Raw genomic sequence first — 21,388 nt, forward strand, 5'->3', positions numbered from 1 at the left:
ATAGTTATTTGTCGCGGCTACGACTGATGTAGATGGCCAGCAGTATGATGCCGCCCTTGATAACGTTCTGGACGTAGGGCAGTACGCCCATCAGGTTGAGTCCATTATTCAGTACGCCCAGCATCATGGCGCCAATAAGCGTTCCTATAATGGCGCCTCGTCCACCCGCAATGGCCGTGCCGCCAAGCACTACCGCGGCAATTGCATCGAGTTCAAACCCAACGCCGGCGTTTGGCTGGCCGCTCATGAGGCGTGATGTCAGGACGATGCCCGCCAGGGCGGCGGTAAGACCACTCAAGGTATAGACCAGAAGCTTATAGCGTGAAACGCGGACACCGCTCAGGCGCGCAGCCTCTTCGTTGCCACCAATGGCATAGATGTATCGACCAATCGGGGTCTTGTTGAGCAGGATGTATGCAAGGATGTAGACCACCAGCATGACAAGGATCGGTAACTGAAGGCCAAAGAGCTCTCCGCGTCCCAGAAAGGCGAATCCTTCGGGTAAACCAGAGATGGGATACCCTCCCGTGTAGATCAGAGCCAGGCCACGGGCAATACCCATGGTTGCCAATGTCACGATAATGGGCGGCATCTTGGCGTAGGCAACAAACAGGCCGTTACCCGCACCAAACAGGGCGCCGACCAGCAGCCCAGCCAGGATTGCCAGCTCAACCGGAAAGCCGGCGATCATAAGGCCTGCGGTAAGGGTGCCGGAAAGTGCCATGACAGGCCCAACCGAAAGGTCAATTCCTCCGGTGAGAATCGCACAGGTCATGCCGACAGCAATGATGGCGATGATCGAGACCTGGCGCGCTACGTTGCTGAGGTTATTGGCGGTAAGGAAGTTGTCATTGACGAGGGCCATGACAACAAAGATCACCACAAAGCCAATCAGAGGATAAAAAACCGGCGACTTGCGCCACCTGCCAAGCTGCGCGTTCATCTTTAAGCTCCCCTGGCCTTGGATCTTGGTCTCGGTGACATTGCCCATTTCATGCCCCTCCCGTCGCATAACGAATGATGTTGTTGGAATCCACCGCATCGCCTGCCAGGGTTTTCACTATGCGTCCCTGCCTGAACACAGCCACCCGATCGCTTACTCCAACCACTTCGGGCAATTCCGATGAGATCATGATGATGGAGATGCCCTGGTTGGTGAGTGCTCTCATCAGGCGATAGATCTCGGCCTTGGCGCCTACGTCTATACCCCGTGTGGGCTCATCAAAAATCAATACCTTGCAGTTGTGATTGAGCCAGCGTGCAATAACGACTTTTTGCTGATTGCCACCGCTGAGGTTGCCCACCGGGCATTCATGGTCAGGGGCCTTGACCCTTACCTTGCGCATCAGGTCATCAACGACCTGACCTTCGTTGCTACGGTTGATGATGAAACCCATGCCGCAGTGCTTGGCCAGGTTATTAAGCGTGATGTTTTCGCGGATGGAAAAGGGCAGTACCAGCCCTTCCGTCTTGCGACTCTCCGGTAACAGGCCTATACCGCAATTGAGTGCATCGGCGGGCGAACTAAGTCGCTCTGCTCGGCCGTTGACCAGAACGTCCTTACGATGGACCGGCGTTGCGCCAAGCAGCCCCAGCGCAAGTTCGGTGCGTCCAGAGCCGACCAGGCCTGCAAATCCAAGAATCTCGCCTCGATGCAGGGTAAAGCTGTTGACCGGAGCCTCCCGGGTCAGCTGTATGGCGCGAACGTCAATAACCACCTCGCGTGTAGCGTGCAATGCCTTGGGCGGAAAGTTGTTTTCGATCTTGCGGCCAACCATCATTTCGACCAGGTCATCCACATCAGTCGTCCTGACCTCGCATTCTCCCACCAGGCACCCGTCCCGCAGTACGGTTATTCGATCGCAGATCTCATAGATCTCATCCATATGGTGAGAAATGAAAATCATGCCGACACCCTGCGATTTAAGCTCACGCATGATGTTGAACAGGTGATCGGCTTCGCTGGGCGTAAGGGTGGCCGTTGGCTCGTCCAGCACCAGGATTCGTGCCTCCAGCGACAGTGCCTTGGCGATTTCGACAAACTGCTGCTCGGCAACACTGAGATGGCTAACCGGCTCGGTTAGATCAATGGTGACACCGAGGCGCTCGAAAAGCGCCTCGGCCTTTGATTTCATCAATGCGCTATCAAGCATGCCGAACCGATTGGTTAGCTCACGGCCAAGAAAGATGTTTTCTGTGGCCGTAAGATAGGGAATCAGGCTGAACTCCTGAAAGATAATGCCAACGCCCGCCCGAATAGCATCATGGTAGGTATGGAAGTGCTGCTCTTGACCATCGATGGCAATTGTTCCGGCATCAGGCGAGTAAATACCGCACAGGATCTTCATGAGCGTCGACTTGCCTGCACCGTTCTCACCAAGCAGTGCATGAATTTCTCCTTCGCGAAGCTGCAGGCTGATATCGGTCAACGCTTTAACGCCAGGAAAAGACTTTGAGATATGGTCGAGCGTAAGGAGACTGGACATGGTTATGTACCTTTGAAGATCGTTTAACCGCGCCTGTAGCTGCCACCTGCAGACGGGGCGATCAGAAGAGACCTACCAGCTAAAGCCGGAGGCTTTTTCTCTGTCGATCAAGGACACATCAACCGGTACTGCGGCTGGAACCTTGGACCCCCAGTGCTTGGCAAGGGCTATACCCAGACCTAGACGGACCTGGTCCCGTGGGTATTGCGCACTGGTGGCAATGAACTTGGAGTTTGCTTTCTGGATGGCCTTGATGGCTTCGGGTGCGCCATCGACGCTTACCAGCTTGATATCCATGCCGCTGGACTCAATGGCTGTCAACGCACCCAGTGCCCCGGTATCGTTAACGCTGAAGATGCCTGCCAGATTGGGGTTGGCCTGCAACATGTTCTCGGTCACGGTCATCGCCATGTCCCGTTCCTGCTTGCCATTCTGCTTGGCAACTACCTTGACGTCCTTGAACTCCTTGACGGCATCATTACAGCCACGCACGCGCTCAAGAATCGGTACAACAGGAATGCCGTCAAGGATGGCGACCTCACCCTTGCCGCCTAGTTTCTCGGCCAGGTATTTACAGGCCATGTAGCCAGCATCATAGTTTTTGGATCCAACAAAGGAATCCAGTGGGCCTTCAGCCTGGGCATCAATGGCAACGGTTACAACACCTGCCTTGTGGGCCGAGATAACCGCTGACTGAACGCCAACAGAGTCCGCGGGATTCAGGAGAAGGATGTTGATGCCGCGTTGTAACATGTCTTCGACATCATTGATCTGCTTGGACACGTCATGGTGAGCATCAGTAACAATCACCTCGGCGCCAATGGTTTTCGCCGCCTGCTCCAGTGATTCCTTCATGGTCACGAAGTAGGGATTGTTCAGCTCCTGAAGAGACATGCCAATCTTGAGCGTGTCTGCCTGCGCCAATGGCATCAGCGCTGCCATGCAGCAGGCGCCCAGGAGGAAAGAGACCAGTTTCTTATTCTTGGAAGTCTTCATGGGATTACCTTTGGTTATTGTTATACGGCAAAATGTAGACGTTTACATTTTCATTTGCAGCTAAGTCACTACCTCTGTAGGAGATCATGTCGCCATGACAAACCTAACTCGGTCGAGTGCTAAATGTTAACGTGTACATTTATCGAACCTAGCATGAGCACTTTTGCTTTGCAATAGCTCGTCAAGACGAATGTCGTGACCACTAGCCGGTCCGCTAATATTGATATACTGCGTCAGTTCACGCAGTAACAGGGTAATCCATGACAAAGCCAGGCAAAGCGACTATTACCGATATTGCAAGACGCGTGAACATGACGACTGTTACCGTCTCACGTGCATTGAACCAGCCAGAAAAAGTAAAAAAGGAAACGCTTGCCCAGATCCTTGAGGTTGCTCGTGAGCTCAACTATGTGCCCAATGCCTTTGCGCGTCACCTAAAGAGCCGTGAGAGCCGCTTGATCGGCCTGATCACGGCTAGCCTGGATAACCCGTTCTACGGTGAGATTATCAAGGCTATTACCCGTGAGGCCAAAAAGAAAAACTACTCGCTGCTGCTTTTTGATACCGATGGCTCTCCAGAACTGGAAGCTCGCGCAGTCGATACACTTCTGAGCTACCAGGTATCGGGAATCATCTTGTCAGTTATCTCTGATGACGATGACTACCAGCCGGCCTATTTGCCCAAGCTTGAAATGACCCGGATCCCGGTCGTGCAGATCGATCGCAAGCTAAGCGGCGCTCCCTTTGCAGGCGTCTATTTAGAAAACGAAGAGAGTGGTTATCAGGGTGCCCGTACCCTCTTGACCCAGGGGCATCGTCACATCTTGGTGGTGGGAGGGCCGGAGCGATCCAATATCACCCTTTCACGACTCAAGGGAATCCGCCGTGCACTGGGAGAATGCCCGGACGCTACCCAACTGGATGTATTGTATGGTGATTACACCAGAGAGCCTGCACTTGACGCCGTTAATACCTATCTGGCCAGTGGCAAGCGACCGGATGCCATCTTTGGGTTGAATATCCTTATCACTGTGGGCAGCCTTGAGGCGATGCGTCAGCACGGGTTAAGCCGGACGGATATCGGGCTTTTCAGCATAGACCACGTACCTTACGCGGACCTGTATGGTGATCCGATTCCCTGTGTGAGCCATGATACCTTCCAGGTAGGGCTTAATGCCGTCAATATGCTGCTGCGTAAAATTGATAACCCCGAGTATCGGCCGGTGGATCAGATCATCAAAGGCGAGCTGAGAACCTGATCGAAGGGAAACACCTGGAGAGCCTGAGTCGACCAGTAGCCGTCGCAAGGAGGCGAGCGGGGCACGCCATCACTGCCTGTGTCCCGTGCTGATCTCCTTTGAATACTCTCCTAGTTTCGCAAGCTATCCAGGGCAACCTGCAACTAGCCACACGCCAGTTAGGTGTCTGTAGCACCTGTCGTGGGAGACCTATCAGGTCCATGTCGTGAACAGAAGGCTACTTGTCAAGCGACAGACCTCATGCTAGGTTCGATTAATGTCGACGTTTACATTTTGAGGGCAGCGATACGCTTACGCTGTGTTTTCAAATTTTTGTCTACCTATGTAAACGTTAACATTACATCTGGTATTGAGCTGGTATCCCTCTAAAAGGGGATGCCAAACATGCCAGGCACGATCGCTGTGGCGTCTCGGTTCTGTGCATCGACGAGAAATTGGCTGCGCCGGACCGAGCAACAATAAAAATCGCCTTGTCTTCAAGGCTGCTGCTAAAAACAAGGATAAATACAATGGCACACGAGTTAGATGGCAAAGTTGCTGCGGTGACCGGGGCGGCATCTGGTATTGGCTTGGCTACCGTCGAGGCAATGATTAGCGCAGGCGCCCGTGTAGTGTTGATCGATCGAGACGAGGAGGGGCTGAGAAAAGCCTGTGACAGGCTAGGCGACTCGGCGATTCCGCTGGTGATTGATCTGCTCAATCCAGAGAGTTGTGCCTCGCTTTTGCCAGGTGTCCTGGAAAAAGTGGGGCAGCTGGATATTTTCTATGCCAATGCGGGTAGCTATATCGGCGGGGACCTCTTGGAAGCAAACTCGGCAGGCATTGATCGCATGCTCAATCTCAACGTCAATGCAGTAATGAAGAATGTTCATGATGTGCTCCCGCATATGATTGAGCGCGGCACTGGAGATATCGTGGTGACCGGGTCAGTTGCAGGTCATTTCCCTGTGTCCTGGGAGCCGGTCTATGCTGCGTCCAAGTGGGCGGTCAACTGCTTTGTCCAGACTGTACGGCGTCAGGTCAACAAGCACGGTGTTCGCGTCTCGGCGGTTTCTCCTGGTCCTGTTCTAAGCGCCCTGCTGGCTGACTGGCCAGAGGAAAACCTCAGAAAAGCCAAGGAAAGTGGCAGTATCATCGAGCCCAAGGAAGTTGCAGATGCCGTCATGTACATATTGACGCGACCACGTAACGTCACTATCCGCGACATGATTGTGCTTCCATCCGCCTTTGATATGTAAGTACACCCTCTACTGGATTGATCCCCGTGATACACCTGTCGAGATCAATCCAGCCCTGCTTTGCAAGCGTAAAGAGTCATCTAAGTTCACTTGAGTCGTTACAGCTGTTAACCGCAGCCAGTCCTCCGTGCAGATTCCTGAGGCGGCTTCTTGCTCTGATGGTCAGGCAAGGAAACGATAACGCCTTTACCAGCCGTGGCACACATGCCTTAAGCCTTTACAGGTTAAGAGGTAACGGTTCAGACAGTCCGTTACTGCCTGTCCATGGCCGTCTGTTATTAGGCTAAAGCTGCAATGTAGGCTTATTAGAACGTGAGTATCACGTGTGGAGTACAACTACATTGTCGGTGGCTTCTACTGCATGCAGTAGAAGCCACCGCCTATGGAGAGACCGAAACAAGCCCGCACGTAAGGTATGTTCTTCTAGCCTGCAGGCACAATAGGGCGGCTGAATACATAGGTAATTTCACATTACCTAAGCTTTATCTTTTCAAGTAACGTCTCATACGAAGCGCTAGTTAATGCACCGTAGTCACGCCAGATTTCCAGATGCTCCTGAAGAGTAGGCGTCATTCCGGCAGGATCCTTTGACCAGCGCTCAAACAACGCTATTACCATGTCACGCAGCATGGGGCCGTCATTGATAGGCGCTGATACAGGATCCAGGGCATCGCCGACTGCCAGGGCAAGGTAGCCCGCTCTTGGGGCACGCCTTAAGAGTGCGGCCAATAAATCCTGTTGCCGGTCTGTTAGGGGTAAGGGCATCTCGTTTACCAGATACTGCAGCCAGAGGTCTCTACTCCAAGTTTCTTCAGGAGCTACCGCTAAGCAATCGGACTCGCTTTACTTACAGACAACAAAAAACCCGCCGAAGCGGGTTCTTGTTGATCATACTCAACGTCCTGTCGAGCTGCCATCCAGGCGATGATCAATCATCCTTGATCTCGCTGAGCACATCCTGTGCTGCAGTTGATGGGTTTAGATTACGCGCTTTACCTAAGGTGCAACAGAGCAGCTTAGCGCTATGCCGTGTAAGCCTTTAGCTATCCGTTCGATTCTCACTAGGCGAAGCTTGGCCTGAGTCAGCTAGCCTTCCTATGGCTTTAACTCCAGCCAGCATCTTTGCTACAGCTGATGAGTTAGCCGAGTGGACATGAATCTTAGGCGGAATGAATCCCTTTAGTGCTACAGCTTCTTCGATCCATAAGATGACGTCATAACCGGTGCCGTGGTCATCGTCTCCCAGGTCATGGTCAAGACTAACCTCTGTTACATAACCATTTTGTAGGTGACTGATAACCTCTTCAGGCCAATATGCTCGGTGCCACCCATCAGGCGTAGCGCGCTCATCATCCAAGTAAATTTTCATGGCGCAGGTCTCGTAATCGATGAGCTCTGAAAAAGACCGAAAGTAGATTAGGGATCCAACCTGATTACAGTTTCTTTCATCCTGATCGATTTCATAATGAAATCATACAAGCAGTCAGCGTGCGCTTTCTATCCCGATAACAGGGACAAAGGGGCCTCAGTAACCCATAGGGGTATCCAAGGCATTGGGAGTAGAGGCATCCATTACCGTCTGCACCAAGTTCTGTATCCATCTGGAAGATCACCCATACGCTAAGGGTGGTTTTACCTAATGGGCGGTCAATTGGCAGACCCGTACTGAGCGGCATCTAACTATCTCATCCGTCCAGTGAACTTAAGGTGCCCAAGCTGCATCCGTAGTAGCTATCCGACTCAGGGCGCGCCTTCCATGCTTGGACAACCGTTAAAAATCGCTGCAGCTTTGGTGTTCTCTTTCGCCCCGCTAATGACACTAGCGGCAGATACGTCATCTACACAGACACTTGAACAAGCCGAAGCACAGAAATCCGGTTACCTCAAAACACTTGAGCAATTGGTATCGATCGATACTGGCACTGGGCAGGAAGAAGGAATCAACAAGGTCCAGGAGATATTGGTTGATCGCCTTAAGTCGCTTGGCGCAGAAGTTAGCGTAACCCCTGCCAGCCCGTCGGTAGGCGGCAATATTGTGGGGACGATCAAAGGCAATGGTAAGGCAAGGTTTCTGCTCATGGTGCATTACGACACCGTATTTGGCCCTGGCACAGCCGCCAAGCGCCCATTTCGAGCTGACGAGGCGCGTGCCTATGGACCTGGCGTAGCTGATGCCAAAGGGGGCGTAGCAATGATCCTGCATTCGCTGCAACTACTCAAAGCGCAGGACTTCAAACAGTTCGGGACCATTACTGTTCTCTTCAATCCAGACGAGGAAACGGGCTCAGCCGGATCAAAGACCGTTATTGCAGACCTGGCACGAAAGCACGACTATGTTTTTTCCTATGAACCGCCAGACAAGGAGGCGGTTACCGTAGCCACCAACGGTATTAATGCCGTTCACCTTTCAGTGAAGGGCAGAGCCTCACATGCAGGTTCAGCGCCCGAAGAGGGGCGAAACGCTGTCATCGAGATGGGACATCAGCTGGTCAGACTCAAGGATCTGGGAAATCCAGCTAAAGGGACTACGGTAAACTGGACAATTGTCAATGGAGGGGATAAGCGAAACATTATTCCTGCATCGGCAGTTGCCGAAGGCGATATGCGCTATTCGGATCTCTCCGAATACGACCGTGTCCTTTCCGAAGGCAACAGGCTTATCCAGGAAAAGCTAGTACCGGATACAGAGGTTAGCTTTCGTATCGATAAAGGCCGCCCACCTCTAGTGAAAAATTCAGGTTCAGAGCAGCTGGCCGAGCGAGCCAAGAGTCTTTATTCATCCATTGGACGTACTCTGGAGCCGGTGGCGATGAGATTTGGAACAGATGCGGGGTATGCCTATGTACCCGGTGAAAGCAAGCCTGCCATTCTTGAAACGATGGGTGTTGTAGGGGCAGGTTTACATTCGCCTGAAGAGTACATTGACCTTTCTAGTATTGCGCCAAGGTTGTACCTGACCGTAAGCATGATAAAGGAGCTTTCCGAAAAGGAGCTCACCGTGGCCAATTAGCACCGTTAATTCAATCAACGGCTGTGTACACGTTCAAGCTCAAGAGGGCGAGCAACTTTCTCAGCCGTAGCCTCTCCGGCTGTCTATTTGACACGTAACGTACGTAGCTCCCGGTATATGGTTGCCTTCTGTCTCATCTTTGATCAAATCCACTCATACAAAGGCAGGTTAGCCTGCGCCAGACTCAGACCTCCAGCATAGCGCACATGGAGGTCTGTTGATCCTGTCTCCAGCGTCTGGGGCCAGTAAGCACTGCGGGGTGTTCTCGTCAACATCCATGTCGCTCACGTCAGGAATCCTTCCGCGTTTGTATACCGCACAGCGACACCAGGGGTTATCACCGCCTTCAGCTTCCGACCGGTTAGTAATCTCCTCAGGTAAGTGATGAGGTGTAATCAACGGGACAGAAAGCATTTTATTAATAGAGACTCTTTAAGGTCTCAACGCCTTTGGTGTCGAGGATGTACAGGGAGACGCCAATCGGAGGGGCATACCGTTTTCCCATGAATCCACTATGCAAGGGAGGGGCATCTATGAATTGAAGCAGACGGCATTTGCATCAAGCACTGATGTGTCCCGTTGCCGTTCAAGCTGCATAGGATGGTTGGCAACGTGAATTAAGCAGACAGACCTGATTATCCCTGCACAGGGTTCAGCTGCCGAAACACATTGCCTTGTTGACAGGTGTCTTTTGCCGCTCAAGCATCGCCGAACTCAGTATTGCCGTGATCGACAGCCTTCCATACCGCTCTGGTCATACGCAGCGATCTGGTAGCAATCATTCAAATACTCAATGTTGTGCTAGCGTGCGTTGCCCTTTGCTTTACTGCAGGCACAACGCTACCGGCTACCTCGCTTCGCCCGCGACCGGTGAGCGTCCAACAAGCGGCCAGATAGGCCTGTAAAAGGTACCTTGGCGCTGAAATAGTTAGTCACACGTTGGGGCCGTAAGTGGGCTGATTAAGTCTACCGTTAGACTGGCTGTGATAGCCAAGAAGACTAACGGGTGTCTGGAGGGTACCGCTATGAGTAGGTGGAAATCATCAGGCCTAGCTATTTTGCTGTTGATGGCCACGTCAGGAGTCTATGCGCAACAGCAGATCCAGCAATCAGTGCAAGATGCCGGCCCTGGCACTTTGCAGCCCTATGAGGAAGTTGGGGCTAGCCTTCGGTCTTCAGTGACTCAAAAAGGTAATCAGAACCAGGCTGTCTCTACACAGGTCAACAGCACCGATTCCCGCATTAAAATTGAGCAGGAGGGCTTGTCAAACACTGGTCTGATCTATCAGGAGGAAACACGGGCCGTGAATGTCCTGCTCCAGCAGACAGGCTACAACAACGATGGAAGTGTTTATATCGATACCGGCTCATCTGATTCCAATGCTGATATGTTTCAACAAGGTGAAAGTAACCAAGCTAGCAGTTGGCATACCGCTTCAAATGATACCTATACCTTGCAGCTTCAGAGCGGAGCGGCAAACTTAAGTCTTGCCAACCAGTTAAGCTCGTCAGGCTATAGCGTGGGGTTCACTAGGCAACAAGGCGAAAACAATTCTGCCTATCTGTTCCAGTTTCAAAGCGATGGTAGCGCTACTGCACTTACCCAGATAGGAGACTCCAACCTGATTTCCTCAACTCAAGATGGCTCAGGTAACGGTCTGTCTGTTCTGCAGGATGGTGATAACAACGTGGCACTGGCCGCGCCGGCTGAGCCTGGCATCCTGTCCAGCCTTCAACAGAGCGGGGAGGCCAATTCGATCGATATGGTCCAGTCTGGTAGTTCGAACGAGTTCTATTACAGGCAGATCGGGCAGTCGAATCTGTATGAAGGGAATCAGGAAGGAGCTGGACACGTAGCGGCTGCCCTGACACAGGGCAGCGTGAACTATCTGTCCATAGAGCAGACCGGGATCAGTCAGAAAGCGGTGATCAATCAGGTCGGCAGTTCAAACAGGATCCTGCTGAATCAGATGGGACAAAACTAAGTGCTCACACTTGCGATTTATACAATCGCAAACCGCTACAGGCAACGGCGTGCACTTAACAAGCGACGTGCCCGTTGCTTCGAGTGCTTGTTTGATTGAGTTTCTGATAGGGTCGTTCGCTTACGGACTGATCCATCCCAAGTGTTTGCGAACCAACCCTGGTTGGCACCATCGCCATCGCTAGCGTTCCGGAAGCAGCATAGAACACCTAATGCTGAAGGATTTTGCTGTCAATCAGGCGACCGGACGCGTCGAAATACACATGCAAGTTGTCGTAGTCCATTCCTATCCCGCTGCACAGGCCCAGGACATACTGGTATTCCCGCTCAGTTGAATAGCCATCGGGTTCACCAAGTACCTGGGCGACGGCGGCCTGCGTCATTCCCCTGGATAGCACGCTGTGTCGAATGTCTTCAGCCATCTCGCCACGATAACAGGTAGCATCCCCTTCGTTGCTAGTAGAGGCAAGCCACCGCTGAGCATCAAAGGTGGCTTTGTCGAAGGGGTTCGACCTTTCAACCAAGGTATAAGCGATGACCGCTGAACATAAGACAAAGGCTGCGCCCAGCAAACCAGGACGTCGCATGAACAGAAGGAGAATTCTGGTTGTCATCTCTGCTATCAGCGGGCCTAAGTCGTTTATGGTGGAGTCAAGCGCTCTGTTATATAACACTTGAAGTGCTCTGGGCGATGCCTGATGTGGTTGATGGAAACCATCAGGTGTTCAGGCCCGGCAATTCCGATAGTCCATTTTCTGTTAAGCATGCGAATCGGGGCTCTTGGGGACCACTGCAAAACGCTATGCTCTGCATAAGCTACCGCGTCAAGGCGCACGGCGGATGGCTAGCGGCTCGTGATCCGAAAGTCAGGGTGGAGCTGCTGCCAGTGGTCTTTTAGCAACTTCTGGTGCGCCTGAGGCATGGGACTCTGAGCCAAGGCCTCTGGCCAGAGATCGCGTGCCTGCTCAATAGCCTGTTTAACCATACGGCCAATGAGGCGGCGATTTAGGCCGGACGCGTCGGCCCAGGCATCAAAGGTCGTAAGAGACGTCTCATACCAGCGCCTCACACCGCCCATGTTGAGTGCAAGTTCGCGTTCATCACCCATGTAGGCTCGAGTAAATACGATGTCGTAGGCTGGAGAGAGATCGGCTTGCCTCTTGTCGCGATAGATCAAGCTCCAGTTCTTGAGATGAGCATCGCCGTTACCCACCAGGATATTGGCCAGCAGGCGTAGGGTGATCTGCCGGATGTTGTCGGGTCGGTGTAGGGTCTCCTCTTTAAGTCTGCGTGTGATCTCCTCATAGTTGTGCCTGTCGTATTTGCTTCGGGCGTACTCGAAAAATACCTGGGCAAAATCCTCGGTGTGAATCCGCTGCCCATGTTCTCCTCGATCAAAGCGCTTGATGCCATAGGCATAGCGTTCATTCGGTAAGGGAATAGAGGGCAGGTTATCAATCCGATCAAGTTTGATGAGCGAGATCTCGGGAATGTCGATGCCTATCAGTGAGGCCAGGGACATGGCTGTATACTCATTGAGCGGCACATGCTGATGCAGCGTGGACGGGGTCTTGATGATCCAATCACCGTGGCTGTCGCCATCCTTGTAGAGATAACGGCCGTCCCTTGCCTTCATGGAAAACTTGATCTGAACGCCGGCCAGGGAAAAATGCGCCGGTGTATAGGCCACCTCAATCGGTACGGGTAGCGTGGAGGTACGCCCTATGAGGGCGCTTGAGGGAATGTCGTGTGGATCAACCGGCGTTGCCTTGAGTGCACCGGGCAGGTCCTCCCCCAGGTAGGCCAGCAGGGTAAACTCATTGTCCGGGTGAATCTTGAGCTGCTGGGCCAGGTGTTCGCGCATGGCCCCTTCAGGTAGGAGATTACTCAGCAGGGGATGCAACTTTTGCCGCGTAACCAGCGGCTTTTGGAAAAAATGGCTGGCGCGCTCTGGAAGAGCCGTAAACAGGGTTAGCGTAGGGCGCGCCAGTGGTGGCATGGCCACGTAATGCCTATCAAAGGTCAGTATGTTCCGCCCTTCCTCGTAACCGGCCAGATAGCCCACTGTTCTGTCATGAAGGCTTATCCTGAGCGCGGCGACCCGCTCCTTACGCATTGTGCTGCTCCCACTCCTGCCATGGATCGGTGATAGGATCTTCTTGGTCAGGGGCATCGTTTGAATCAGGATTCTTCTTTGATGCAGTCTCACCGGTGCGCTCACGCAGCAGCGCCATGACTTCCAGTCGCCGTTCAGCGGGAACCAGGAATAGCTCGGCATCCAGGCCAAACGCCATCTGCTCAAGTGTGGACAGGCGAGGATTGCCGTCGCGCTCGATCTTTCCATACTGCTGTCTGGCTATGCCAGTCTTCTGCTCCATGTCCGTCTGGGTAAGGCGCAGTGCTTTACGGCGCTTGATAAGTTGCTCAATAAGAGAAGAAGACATTAACGACCTCGCCTGAACAAGCAGAGCAATGGGGTCAATGAAACATATGGCATGCAACTGACCCTTATTGAAATATATAGATTTCATTCTAGCAGAGGCGAAACACATTTATTTCAAAAGAAGAGAGATGAAATAAATGTCTTTCTAATTCGATACGATGATTGTCCAATTAAAGAGTCTGGATACAGGCACAGATAGGTTCGAGTGTCATACCTTGTGCAACCAGAACATCAAACCGCGACGTACTGCACGGGCAGTTTATACGACCGGCTTTACAAGATGGAGGCTGGTTGAGAGGCACGCTTCGTGACCTACTATCCAATGTCGCATGGTGTGTGGGAAATCTATCCTGATGTCCCCTCAGGCAATCGACACAGGATGTCTATTCGCAAGCTAACAGGCTCTACAGTCGAAGCGTTGTAGGGGAGCGCGAGAGAGGCGGAAGGCATCAGCGCCTTTAACCCTGGCGACATCACGGATATACGGCAAAAGGTCTTGACGCAGATCGTACGGCGCCAGGGCCAGGGTTTCGATGCAGCTTACAAGGGGCGTTGCGCAAGGACTGGCTGCATGATCGAACGCATCTTGGAAGCAGCGCATGTTGTCTCTTACCAGCGCGAAGCAACCAATGTGGCTGCCAACGGCCTGCTGCTTTGAAGTGACATTCACACGCTTTTTGATCTAACCTCCTGACCATAGATCCCACCACTATGACGGTTAGGGTGTCGCCTGAACTCTCCGACAGCGACTAAGCCGCCTTGCAAGGCAAGGCGATCTTTATACCTATTAGGCCTGCAGACCGGGCTAGCGTAGAGGCGCTTGCTTGGCATCAAAGCCAATGCCCTTGGTAGGCGTTGCATTCCATAAGGGGATAGCATGCGTCCCGTCTGCCTTGCCGGGTCATTGGCAGCAGCAAGAGCCCGGCGCCTTGTAAAAAGGCAGCTTAGTGATGCACGGCCAGTCGCCATGATAATGGCTTCTCGTAGCGGCGTTAACCTGCCCGGATCCAAGCAGGTCAACGTATCTCTATAAAGAATCGACCACGTGTTTCGATAGGCGCCCAAGCAGGCTCAATGAAAGCTTTGAGACCCAATTAGGGCCGTATTGGTCTCGGCTTGCCGATAGGTTACAGACTGGCTAATTAGGTGCCTTGCCCTCGGTTACTTATTGTCATTGAGCCTCAACAGGTTAGAAAAAGCCAAAACGCTTTTTACAAGTATTCTGCCGGTCGATCTGGATGATGTCGGAAATACCATGCTTGTCGAATCGCTCGAGCAGCGCATCGGTCCCGCGGGCCAGCTTTAGGTTCATTTCCTCTTCGTATAGCGGAACAATGCTATAGAACTCGATGGTTTTCTCAGGATTGATCTCAAGAGTAAAGAACTCTTCAGGCACATTAACCGAAGGCAGGAGAATCACGCCGCTGAGCCGTGTGTTGTTGGCAAAGGGCTCTGCGGGCTGACCGTTAGGAATGGTATGTCCCCAACCAAGCCAGGTGTCGTACTTATGCGGAAACCTTGCCAGATATTTTAACTGGCGTATCGGCCAGTACCAGGCCTCATTGGCAAAGGCTTCCTGATCGACAAGCCACTCCTCAGGTAGCGTAACGAGAAGCTCCATGAAGCGAGTCGCGTCCACCTGCTCCGGGACGCTCATGGGCAGGTCGCTCATCCCGGAGGTTACCAGGGTGTGATACGGTCTTTCGCGTGTAGGCTTGACATAGTGAACATCAATGTGGACGGTGTCTGATACCAGCTCGTGAAACACCCCGTTCACCTCACCCAAGTGACGCTCGATATGTGCGGAGATTTCCTCAATGCATTCCTCTCCATGAGGTGCCTGCCATTCCTTCTCCCCATCGGTATAGGTAAAGATAGGACTACCTGATAGTGAAACGAGGTTGCTTTCCTTGCTCATCTGATCCTCTAAACGATCCGTTGTTTACCAAACTCAATATGATTCTGGCCGCTAATCTTGTCATCTGCGAGCATGACACAAAGGCTATGGCAGACACATTGTCCTCTATCGCTGGGTCTAGCGACCGGGCATGGCTCACAGGATTTATGGAACGTATCGCCCTGGTGGTTTGACAGGCTGCAGGAGAGGGCTGCTGCGGCCCCTATCGGCATCGCTCCTGCGCTTGGGCAGGCATTACGGATACATTTCTATTTACGCTAAAACAAGCCTTTGATAATCTGGAATATCGCCTCAAGAAAAGGAAAATGATGCGAATAATCCGTGACTTCAATGACTATTACGACTCATCGGCCGGCTATGGTGTCAACATGTCGATTGTCTATCACCGCGTCTCCCAGACCTTACTCAAGAGAAAGGGTGAGCCTGAGCCAGAACTCGTACGTGATGTTAGAAAGCTGATCGACCGCTACAACGACCAGGCAACGCCACTTCGTTCCGATATCTATGAGCCCTTCTATGTGGGCTTTTGTGGAAGGCTTTACATGGGCCTTTACGCATATGTCGACCAGGCCACTGGCAAGCCCATGACGCACTACAGCGCCAGCGCGAACAAGGAGTCGGCCAGGCCCGAGTTCTATTGGTATCAGAAGGATTTTGACGACAAGACGCTTAAGGCCACGCTTGACCCTCGTCCGTATTGGCGTTTCGTTGTGCCCAAGATCGTCTCGCTTGAAGACTGGTTCAAGGCCAACCGGGGCGCTGAGCCGTTTGAGGTACTTGATATCTTTACTGCACACAAGCTGGTCAGTTTTTGTGTGGTTGGCGGCATTGATAGAGGTGTACAAGTCAATCCCTGCCTAAAGGATCTCCGCTTCCAGAAGGTAATCGATAGCTTTACCGCTTTCCAGGAGATATCGATGTTTATTTCCGGTGTACTGGGGCAAACCGAAAACCCCATGATTACCACGTCTGATGAGGATCTGGCCGTTAGCAAGGGATTTACTGATAGGAGCTTTAGAAAGGAGCCCACAAAGCGTCGGCGGGCGCTTTGATCGGCCTTTACAATTGCTATCAAAAGATGCAGGCCTGAGCGGTATCGCAGTGGCCTGCCACCAGAAGGCTGCGCACAGGATTTCTCTAGTAAGTGATTTTTTTGCCAGCCTAAGGGCACTACTCGTCACCGGTATGGTGATGTGCCGGTGAGAGAGCTAAGTAGCCTTAAAGAGTCAACAATATATTGAAGCTAACCTGTCAGTCGTCTATGCATGCCCTTCGACCCAGTTCTTCAAGTAATGCTTAGGCCTCTGGCGGTGTGAGTAGGCCTAGCCGTAGGCGCTTGGCTTATAGCGTAAGGTCGTTACAAGGAGACTACCCATGAGCGGTTTTTTAGCCACGCCAATCACGCGATGGCCCTCTCCAGGTCGGGGAGGGCGCGAAGTGAGAGGTGTCTTATGTCATACAACAAACAGGCGCGGCAGATTCGACGTACTAGAGCCAGGATTGCCATTTATCGACAATTAATGATTAGCCGTTTCTATTACTCAATGGACAGCGGTTTTTATGAAGCACCCCAGGGTAGATGGCGTAAACAAGCTGCTCTGAACTGTGGCCAAGCAGGGTGCTTTTTATGCGGCAATCCCCGCCGCGTAGACAAGGCGCTGACATTAGCTGAGCGACGTGCAGGCCACAGTCTTGAGGCAGGTCTCCTGGAGTATTTCAGCCAGGACTGAGTAGATAGCTCCCTAGGTTCGCCAGCTCCCATTTAGCTCTATGCGTAACCGGAGATACCCTGATAGAGGAGGTTTGAAAGTCAGAATCGGGTCGCTTCTATTAACAATACGAATGCAGACTGGACCTCCCCATCAGAGGAGATCAGTCATGGGCATGCTGGAAAACAAGGTCGCGATCATTACAGGGGCGTCCTCCGGAATTGGTCGTGCAGCGGCTTTACTGTTTAGCGCAGAGGGTGCTGCCGTTGTACTGAATGCGCGCCGTCAGCCAGCACTTGATGAGGTTGCGGCATGTATTCGCGCTCAAGGCGGCTACGTTCGTACGGTTATAGGTGATGTAGGCGCTCCCGAAACTCACAAGGAGCTGATCGAGGTGTCTGTCAGAGCCTTTGGCGGGCTCGACATTGCTTTTAATAACGCCGGCTCTCTAGGCCCGATAAAGCCGCTGGCAGAGATTACCTTGCCGGAGTGGCAGGAGACCGTGTCGACCAATATAACCGCGGCTGTCCTGGGCGCGCGCGAGCAAATTCCAGCCATGCTTATACGAGGGGGTGGCTCGCTCATATTTACCTCAAGCTTTGTCGGCACTAGCGTAGGGCTGCCTGACATGGCGGCTTATGGAACGGTCAAGGCTGCGCTTATGGGGCTTGTGAAAGGCATTACGGCTGACTATGCCGCGCAGGGAATCAGAGCGAACGCATTGCTTCCAGGCGGCGTCGATACTCCCATTGCCGGTGATGAGGTGCAGAAGCAATGGGCTGCAGGCCTGCATGCAATGAAGCGGATCGCAGACCCGATGGAAATCGCAAGGGCTGCCTTGTTTCTGGCTGGCCCGATGTCCAGCTTTGTTGCGGGTACGGCGTTATTTGCCGACGGAGGTAATGCCGCAGTGAAATGAGTTTACCAGGAAGCTCATGGGGTACTGGCCTGGCGATAAGTGTTGAATCTGAGCTGGCTCAGAGTTGTTACATGCCAATCATTAGGAGACGGCGCGTAACCGCTAGTCCTGCAATACCAGGCATGTTCCTCACCGGTGCCGCGCCACGCCGCTCGGTCTGTTCATCGCGGCAGAAACATCGCAACAGGAGTCGGCAGGGCCTGGTCAGGCTTTTGGTACATGAATCTGTCAGTTCAAGCCAGCAATGTCTTCAGCTCGTTAGTTGTAGCCTGACGGGTTACCCAGGCGAATGCCCGTAAGTTGAAACTTTGAGAGGCCTGATGCTTGCCTGTTGAAATCACCCATTTCCAGTGTAATCAACGCCCAAGGAAAATGGGTAGCTGTGACCAATAGCCTGGCTGTCTAGTGCATCTGATCTGCGCACCAGAAAACTCATTGAAAACAGGGTTTTGGACAAGCAGTTGGTTATGGGCTGCACCAGGGGCCTGTATCATCAGACGCTGTCACCAAAAGTGATACGATGGTCCGAAAGTGATGAGCGAGGGGCTGATCACTGGTAGACTTGCTGCACCACAGAGCCAGCAGCTCTTGCTTTTACGCAGGCCTAATGCCGACAATAGAAGCCCGTGTTGCTCGGTTAAGCGGGCCAGCTTTTCCGAAAAGCCTGACCGGCTGCTTTTTGATTTACCTACACTGGCAGGATGCCAAAGGACATGTAGATGGAACTATTCTGGGCAGTTTCGCTTGGGTTTCCCGTTGTAATACCCAGCTTTCTATTGTGCCTGGCAGGTATTTACTGGCTGCTTACCATGGTGGGTCTTTTTGACATGGACCTTGTGGAGGGAGACGGCGCTGCTCCATTGGCAAGCGTGTCCGGCCTCCTGTTCAAGCTTGGGCTTGCAGGGTTACCGCTTACATTAGTACTGACCGTCCTGTTTTTCCTTACCTGGCTGTTCAGCTATTTCTCCTGCCTGGCTCTGTTTCATCTTGTTGAAGCAGGCATGCTTCGCCACTTTCTGGGCGCGATCCTTCTGGCAGGATCTTTCATTACAGCTATTCCGGCGACCGGAAAGCTTACCCGCCCCTTGCGTCCTCTTTTTCGAAACCTGGCAGCCCCTCCCGGTACGTCACTGTTAGGTCAGGTCGCTATTGTACGTAGCGAAAAAGTGACCTCAAGACATGGTGAGGCCCTGTTTGCTGACGGCGGGGCAGGGCTGATTCTCAGGATACGAGCACCTGAAACAGAAGGGTTCAAGCGAGGTGACCGGGTTGTGCTGCTTAGCTACTGCGAAGCTGAGCATAGCTATGGGGTTATCAGCGAGCAGGAACTGTACGGGGCCTGATCAGGCTGCCGCAGAAACACGATGCATATCAAGGAGCTTTACCAATGAGTTGGGATATTCTCATGCCATTCCTGATCGCAGTCGCGATCGCTGTATTACTTGTGGGGGGGTTCTTTACCCTGTTCAAGGCTTTTTACATCAAGGTGCCCCAGGGCACGGCCTTGATTGTCAACGACATGTCCTCACAGCCCAAGGTCCATTTTACGGGTGCGCTGGTTTATCCCATCATCTATAAAAAGGAGTTCATGAAGATTTCTCTGCTGACCCTCGAGGTGGACAGACGGGGAAAGGATGGGCTTATCTGTCATGACAACCTGCGTGCTGACATTACCGTGGCATTCTATCTGCGCGTAAACGAGACCCAGCAGGACGTACTCAAGGTTGCCAAGGCGATTGGCGTTGACCGGGCCTCTGACAAGGCTGCCGTCAATGAATTGTTTAATGCAAAGTTTTCCGAGGCGCTCAAGACGGTAGGAAAGCAGTTTGAGTTTGAAATGCTCTTCGAAGACCGCCAGAGGTTTCGTGACCGCATTATTGAGATTATCGGCAACGACCTTAATGGCTATGCCCTGGAAGACGTGGCCATTGACTACCTTGAGCAGACGCCCAAAAGCCAGCTGGATCCGTACAACATCCTTGATGCTCAGGGGATTCGCAAGATTACCGAGCTGACCGCTGCACAAAACATCATAACCAACAATCTGGAGCGCGATCAGGATCTGGCGATCAAGAAGAAAAACGTAGAAGCTCGCGAGGCCACCCTGGCCCTTGAGCGCCAGCAGGCGGATGCAGAGGCTCGCCAAAAGCGGGAGATCGATACGATTCGCGCACGAGAAGAGGCTGAGACCGAGCGGGTGCGTGAGGAAGAGCGCCTGAAGGCGGAGCAGGCACGCATCCAGACCCAGCAGGAAATCGAGATCCGAGAGGAAAACTGGCTTCGCGAGGTGGAGGTTGCCCAGCAGAATCGTCAGCGCGCCGTGGCGGTTGAACAGGAACGGGTAAACCGGGCCCGGGAGCTGGAAATCGTGGCACGTGAGCGTGAGGTCGAGCTGCAGCGTATCGAGAAGGAAAAGGTGCTCGAGGAAGAGCGCAAGCAGATCGCCAACGTCGTGCGCGAGCGTATCGCGGTAGAAAAGACGGTTGCTCAGGAAGAGGAGCGCATCAAGGAGGTTCGCCAGGTCTCCGAAGCCGACCGACTCAAGCAGGTGGCACTGCTTAACGCTCAGGCCAAGGCCGAACAGGAGCTGGTTCGCCAGGTCAAGCAGGCAGAGGCTGACGAAACAACTGCAAAGTTCAGGGCGGTTGAGCTGAACACCATGGCTCAGGCCGAGCTGGAGGCTGCTGCCAAACAGTCGGAGGCCAAGAAAAAACTGGCTGAGGGTATTGAAGCCGAGCGTGCAGCGCCTGGTATGGCAGATGCACGGGTTCGTGAAGCTCAGGCGATGGCTCTTGAAAAGGAAGGTCTGGCTGAAGCCAGGGTCCAGGAACAAAAACTCGCCGCACAGGCGCGTGGAGAAGAGCAGCTGGGTATCTCCCAGGCACGTGCAAGTCGCGAGGTTGGTATCGCCGAGGCGGAAACCACACGTGCACGCCTGCAGGCGGAGGCCGAGGGCCTGACCCAGAAGTTCGAGGCCATCGATAAGCTGGGCGAAACCGCGCGTGCTCACGAGGAGTTCAGGATGCAGCTTGAAATGACCCAGGAGCAGGCTCTGGCGGCGATTGCGGCAAACAAGGACATTGCCAAGGACCAGGCTCAGGTCATCTCGACAGGTCTGGCACGAGCCAAGATTGATATTGTTGGTGGTGAAGGTGATTACTTTACTACCTTTGCCAAGTCGCTTTCCCTGGGTAAGGGGGTGGAAGGCGTCTTTGCCAAAAGCCCTGTCCTGCAAACGGCCCTGCAAGGCATCTTGGCGGGCCGTGCGGGTGCTTCTGCCGCCGCTGCGCTGGCCTCCGCACAGGCCTCTGTAGACAGCAGTACCTCTGAGAAGGCCTCTGCGACCCTCTAGTGCTTACAGCCTGCGCAAGCAGGCTGTTCCCTTTATCGACCTCTGATATCCGGTTGACAACACGTCAGCCGGGT

Annotated in this window: 18 protein-coding genes; 9 read left to right on the forward strand and 9 right to left on the reverse strand. The window is 53.1% G+C overall.

The features are described 5' to 3' along the window. Positions 1–4: 4 nt before the first annotated feature. The 3 genes from JQR86_RS23160 to JQR86_RS23170 form a co-directional block, all read right to left on the reverse strand. Complete coding sequence (locus JQR86_RS23160; RefSeq protein ID WP_434155614.1) at positions 5–943, reverse strand: ABC transporter permease; 939 nt, start codon at positions 941–943, stop codon at positions 5–7. 49 nt (positions 944–992) lie between these two features. Continuing rightward, positions 993–2,486 (reverse strand): sugar ABC transporter ATP-binding protein, encoded by a 1,494-nt coding sequence (locus tag JQR86_RS23165; protein ID WP_434155615.1) that lies wholly within the window; start codon positions 2,484–2,486, stop codon positions 993–995. A gap of 72 nt (positions 2,487–2,558) precedes the next feature. Continuing rightward, complete coding sequence (locus JQR86_RS23170; RefSeq protein ID WP_434155737.1) at positions 2,559–3,428, reverse strand: ABC transporter substrate-binding protein; 870 nt, start codon at positions 3,426–3,428, stop codon at positions 2,559–2,561. Positions 3,429–3,742: 314 nt separating this feature from the next. On the opposite strand from JQR86_RS23170, the gene JQR86_RS23175 reads away from it, so the two are divergent. Continuing rightward, positions 3,743–4,741 (forward strand): LacI family DNA-binding transcriptional regulator, encoded by a 999-nt coding sequence (locus tag JQR86_RS23175; RefSeq protein ID WP_434155617.1) that lies wholly within the window; start codon positions 3,743–3,745, stop codon positions 4,739–4,741. 509 nt (positions 4,742–5,250) lie between these two features. Then, the gene (locus JQR86_RS23180; RefSeq protein ID WP_434155618.1) at positions 5,251–5,979 is read left to right on the forward strand and encodes an SDR family oxidoreductase; all 729 of its coding nucleotides are present in this window, start codon (positions 5,251–5,253) and stop codon (positions 5,977–5,979) included. A 471-nt stretch (positions 5,980–6,450) separates the two neighbouring features. On the opposite strand, the gene JQR86_RS23185 is transcribed toward JQR86_RS23180, so the two are convergent. Beyond that, a complete protein-coding gene (locus JQR86_RS23185) occupies positions 6,451–6,744 on the reverse strand; it encodes a hypothetical protein (RefSeq protein WP_407364608.1) in 294 nt (97 codons plus the stop codon). A 274-nt stretch (positions 6,745–7,018) separates the two neighbouring features. After that, complete coding sequence (locus tag JQR86_RS23190) at positions 7,019–7,348, reverse strand: cyclic-phosphate processing receiver domain-containing protein (RefSeq protein WP_407364607.1); 330 nt, start codon at positions 7,346–7,348, stop codon at positions 7,019–7,021. Between the two features lie 387 nt (positions 7,349–7,735). Here JQR86_RS23190 and JQR86_RS23195 point away from each other — a divergent pair, with 387 nt between their 5' ends. Together JQR86_RS23195 and JQR86_RS23200 are read left to right on the forward strand one after the other, a co-directional pair. Then, a complete protein-coding gene (locus JQR86_RS23195; RefSeq protein ID WP_434155620.1) occupies positions 7,736–8,989 on the forward strand; it encodes a M20/M25/M40 family metallo-hydrolase in 1,254 nt (417 codons plus the stop codon). A gap of 1,262 nt (positions 8,990–10,251) precedes the next feature. Then, on the forward strand, positions 10,252–10,974 hold the full coding sequence (locus JQR86_RS23200) for a hypothetical protein (RefSeq protein WP_434155621.1): 723 nt from the start codon (positions 10,252–10,254) through the stop codon (positions 10,972–10,974). 208 nt (positions 10,975–11,182) lie between these two features. Here the strand turns inward: JQR86_RS23200 and JQR86_RS23205 are convergent, their stop codons facing one another. From JQR86_RS23205 to JQR86_RS23215, 3 genes are all read right to left on the reverse strand, one after another. Next, the gene (locus JQR86_RS23205) at positions 11,183–11,587 is read right to left on the reverse strand and encodes a hypothetical protein (protein WP_434155622.1); all 405 of its coding nucleotides are present in this window, start codon (positions 11,585–11,587) and stop codon (positions 11,183–11,185) included. 230 nt (positions 11,588–11,817) lie between these two features. After that, positions 11,818–13,089 (reverse strand): type II toxin-antitoxin system HipA family toxin, encoded by a 1,272-nt coding sequence (locus JQR86_RS23210; RefSeq protein ID WP_434155623.1) that lies wholly within the window; start codon positions 13,087–13,089, stop codon positions 11,818–11,820. Beyond that, positions 13,082–13,417: a helix-turn-helix transcriptional regulator gene (locus tag JQR86_RS23215; RefSeq protein WP_434155624.1), complete on the reverse strand. Its 336-nt coding sequence runs from the start codon at positions 13,415–13,417 to the stop codon at positions 13,082–13,084. The genes JQR86_RS23210 and JQR86_RS23215 overlap by 8 nt, the downstream gene beginning before the upstream one ends. Before the next feature lie 495 nt (positions 13,418–13,912). On the opposite strand from JQR86_RS23215, the gene JQR86_RS23220 reads away from it, so the two are divergent. Then, entirely contained in the window at positions 13,913–14,074 is a 162-nt protein-coding gene (locus tag JQR86_RS23220) for an HNH endonuclease (protein ID WP_434155626.1), read from the forward strand. Between the two features lie 531 nt (positions 14,075–14,605). Here JQR86_RS23220 and JQR86_RS23225 read toward each other — a convergent pair. Further along, positions 14,606–15,334, reverse strand: a complete 729-nt coding sequence (locus JQR86_RS23225) for a suppressor of fused domain protein (RefSeq protein ID WP_434155628.1) — start codon at positions 15,332–15,334, stop codon at positions 14,606–14,608. 305 nt (positions 15,335–15,639) lie between these two features. On the opposite strand from JQR86_RS23225, the gene JQR86_RS23230 reads away from it, so the two are divergent. The 4 genes from JQR86_RS23230 (at position 15,640) to JQR86_RS23245 (ending at position 21,314) form a co-directional block, all read left to right on the forward strand. Continuing rightward, positions 15,640–16,386, forward strand: a complete 747-nt coding sequence (locus JQR86_RS23230) for a hypothetical protein (RefSeq protein ID WP_434155629.1) — start codon at positions 15,640–15,642, stop codon at positions 16,384–16,386. A gap of 826 nt (positions 16,387–17,212) precedes the next feature. Continuing rightward, positions 17,213–17,962 (forward strand): SDR family oxidoreductase, encoded by a 750-nt coding sequence (locus tag JQR86_RS23235; protein ID WP_434155630.1) that lies wholly within the window; start codon positions 17,213–17,215, stop codon positions 17,960–17,962. A gap of 719 nt (positions 17,963–18,681) precedes the next feature. Next, on the forward strand, positions 18,682–19,305 hold the full coding sequence (locus JQR86_RS23240; RefSeq protein WP_434155632.1) for a hypothetical protein: 624 nt from the start codon (positions 18,682–18,684) through the stop codon (positions 19,303–19,305). 44 nt (positions 19,306–19,349) lie between these two features. Next, positions 19,350–21,314, forward strand: coding sequence for a flotillin family protein (locus JQR86_RS23245; RefSeq protein ID WP_407364596.1), 1,965 nt, complete (start codon positions 19,350–19,352; stop codon positions 21,312–21,314). Positions 21,315–21,388 lie beyond the last annotated feature (74 nt).

Origin of the sequence: Pseudomonas sp. JZ134, assembly GCF_051027695.1 — a bacterium.
In the GTDB taxonomy this organism is placed as follows: Bacteria; Pseudomonadota; Gammaproteobacteria; order Pseudomonadales; family Pseudomonadaceae; genus Chryseomonas; species Chryseomonas luteola.

Excerpts from the sequence above, each read along its gene's own strand:
- JQR86_RS23190 (WP_407364607.1), bottom strand. The coding sequence starts at position 7,348 with ATGAAAATTTACTTGGATGATGAGCGCGCTACGCCTGATGGGTGGCAC.
- JQR86_RS23195 (WP_434155620.1), top strand. The coding sequence starts at position 7,736 with ATGCTTGGACAACCGTTAAAAATCGCTGCAGCTTTGGTGTTCTCTTTC.
- JQR86_RS23215 (WP_434155624.1), bottom strand. The coding sequence starts at position 13,417 with ATGTCTTCTTCTCTTATTGAGCAACTTATCAAGCGCCGTAAAGCACTG.
- JQR86_RS23175 (WP_434155617.1), top strand. The coding sequence starts at position 3,743 with ATGACAAAGCCAGGCAAAGCGACTATTACCGATATTGCAAGACGCGTG.
- JQR86_RS23235 (WP_434155630.1), top strand. The coding sequence starts at position 17,213 with ATGGGCATGCTGGAAAACAAGGTCGCGATCATTACAGGGGCGTCCTCC.
- JQR86_RS23225 (WP_434155628.1), bottom strand. The coding sequence starts at position 15,334 with ATGAGCAAGGAAAGCAACCTCGTTTCACTATCAGGTAGTCCTATCTTT.
- JQR86_RS23245 (WP_407364596.1), top strand. The coding sequence starts at position 19,350 with ATGAGTTGGGATATTCTCATGCCATTCCTGATCGCAGTCGCGATCGCT.
- JQR86_RS23185 (WP_407364608.1), bottom strand. The coding sequence starts at position 6,744 with ATGCCCTTACCCCTAACAGACCGGCAACAGGATTTATTGGCCGCACTC.
- JQR86_RS23205 (WP_434155622.1), bottom strand. The coding sequence starts at position 11,587 with ATGACAACCAGAATTCTCCTTCTGTTCATGCGACGTCCTGGTTTGCTG.
- JQR86_RS23240 (WP_434155632.1), top strand. The coding sequence starts at position 18,682 with ATGGAACTATTCTGGGCAGTTTCGCTTGGGTTTCCCGTTGTAATACCC.
- JQR86_RS23180 (WP_434155618.1), top strand. The coding sequence starts at position 5,251 with ATGGCACACGAGTTAGATGGCAAAGTTGCTGCGGTGACCGGGGCGGCA.
- JQR86_RS23160 (WP_434155614.1), bottom strand. The coding sequence starts at position 943 with ATGAACGCGCAGCTTGGCAGGTGGCGCAAGTCGCCGGTTTTTTATCCT.
- JQR86_RS23170 (WP_434155737.1), bottom strand. The coding sequence starts at position 3,428 with ATGGCAGCGCTGATGCCATTGGCGCAGGCAGACACGCTCAAGATTGGC.
- JQR86_RS23165 (WP_434155615.1), bottom strand. The coding sequence starts at position 2,486 with ATGTCCAGTCTCCTTACGCTCGACCATATCTCAAAGTCTTTTCCTGGC.
- JQR86_RS23230 (WP_434155629.1), top strand. The coding sequence starts at position 15,640 with ATGATGCGAATAATCCGTGACTTCAATGACTATTACGACTCATCGGCC.
- JQR86_RS23210 (WP_434155623.1), bottom strand. The coding sequence starts at position 13,089 with ATGCGTAAGGAGCGGGTCGCCGCGCTCAGGATAAGCCTTCATGACAGA.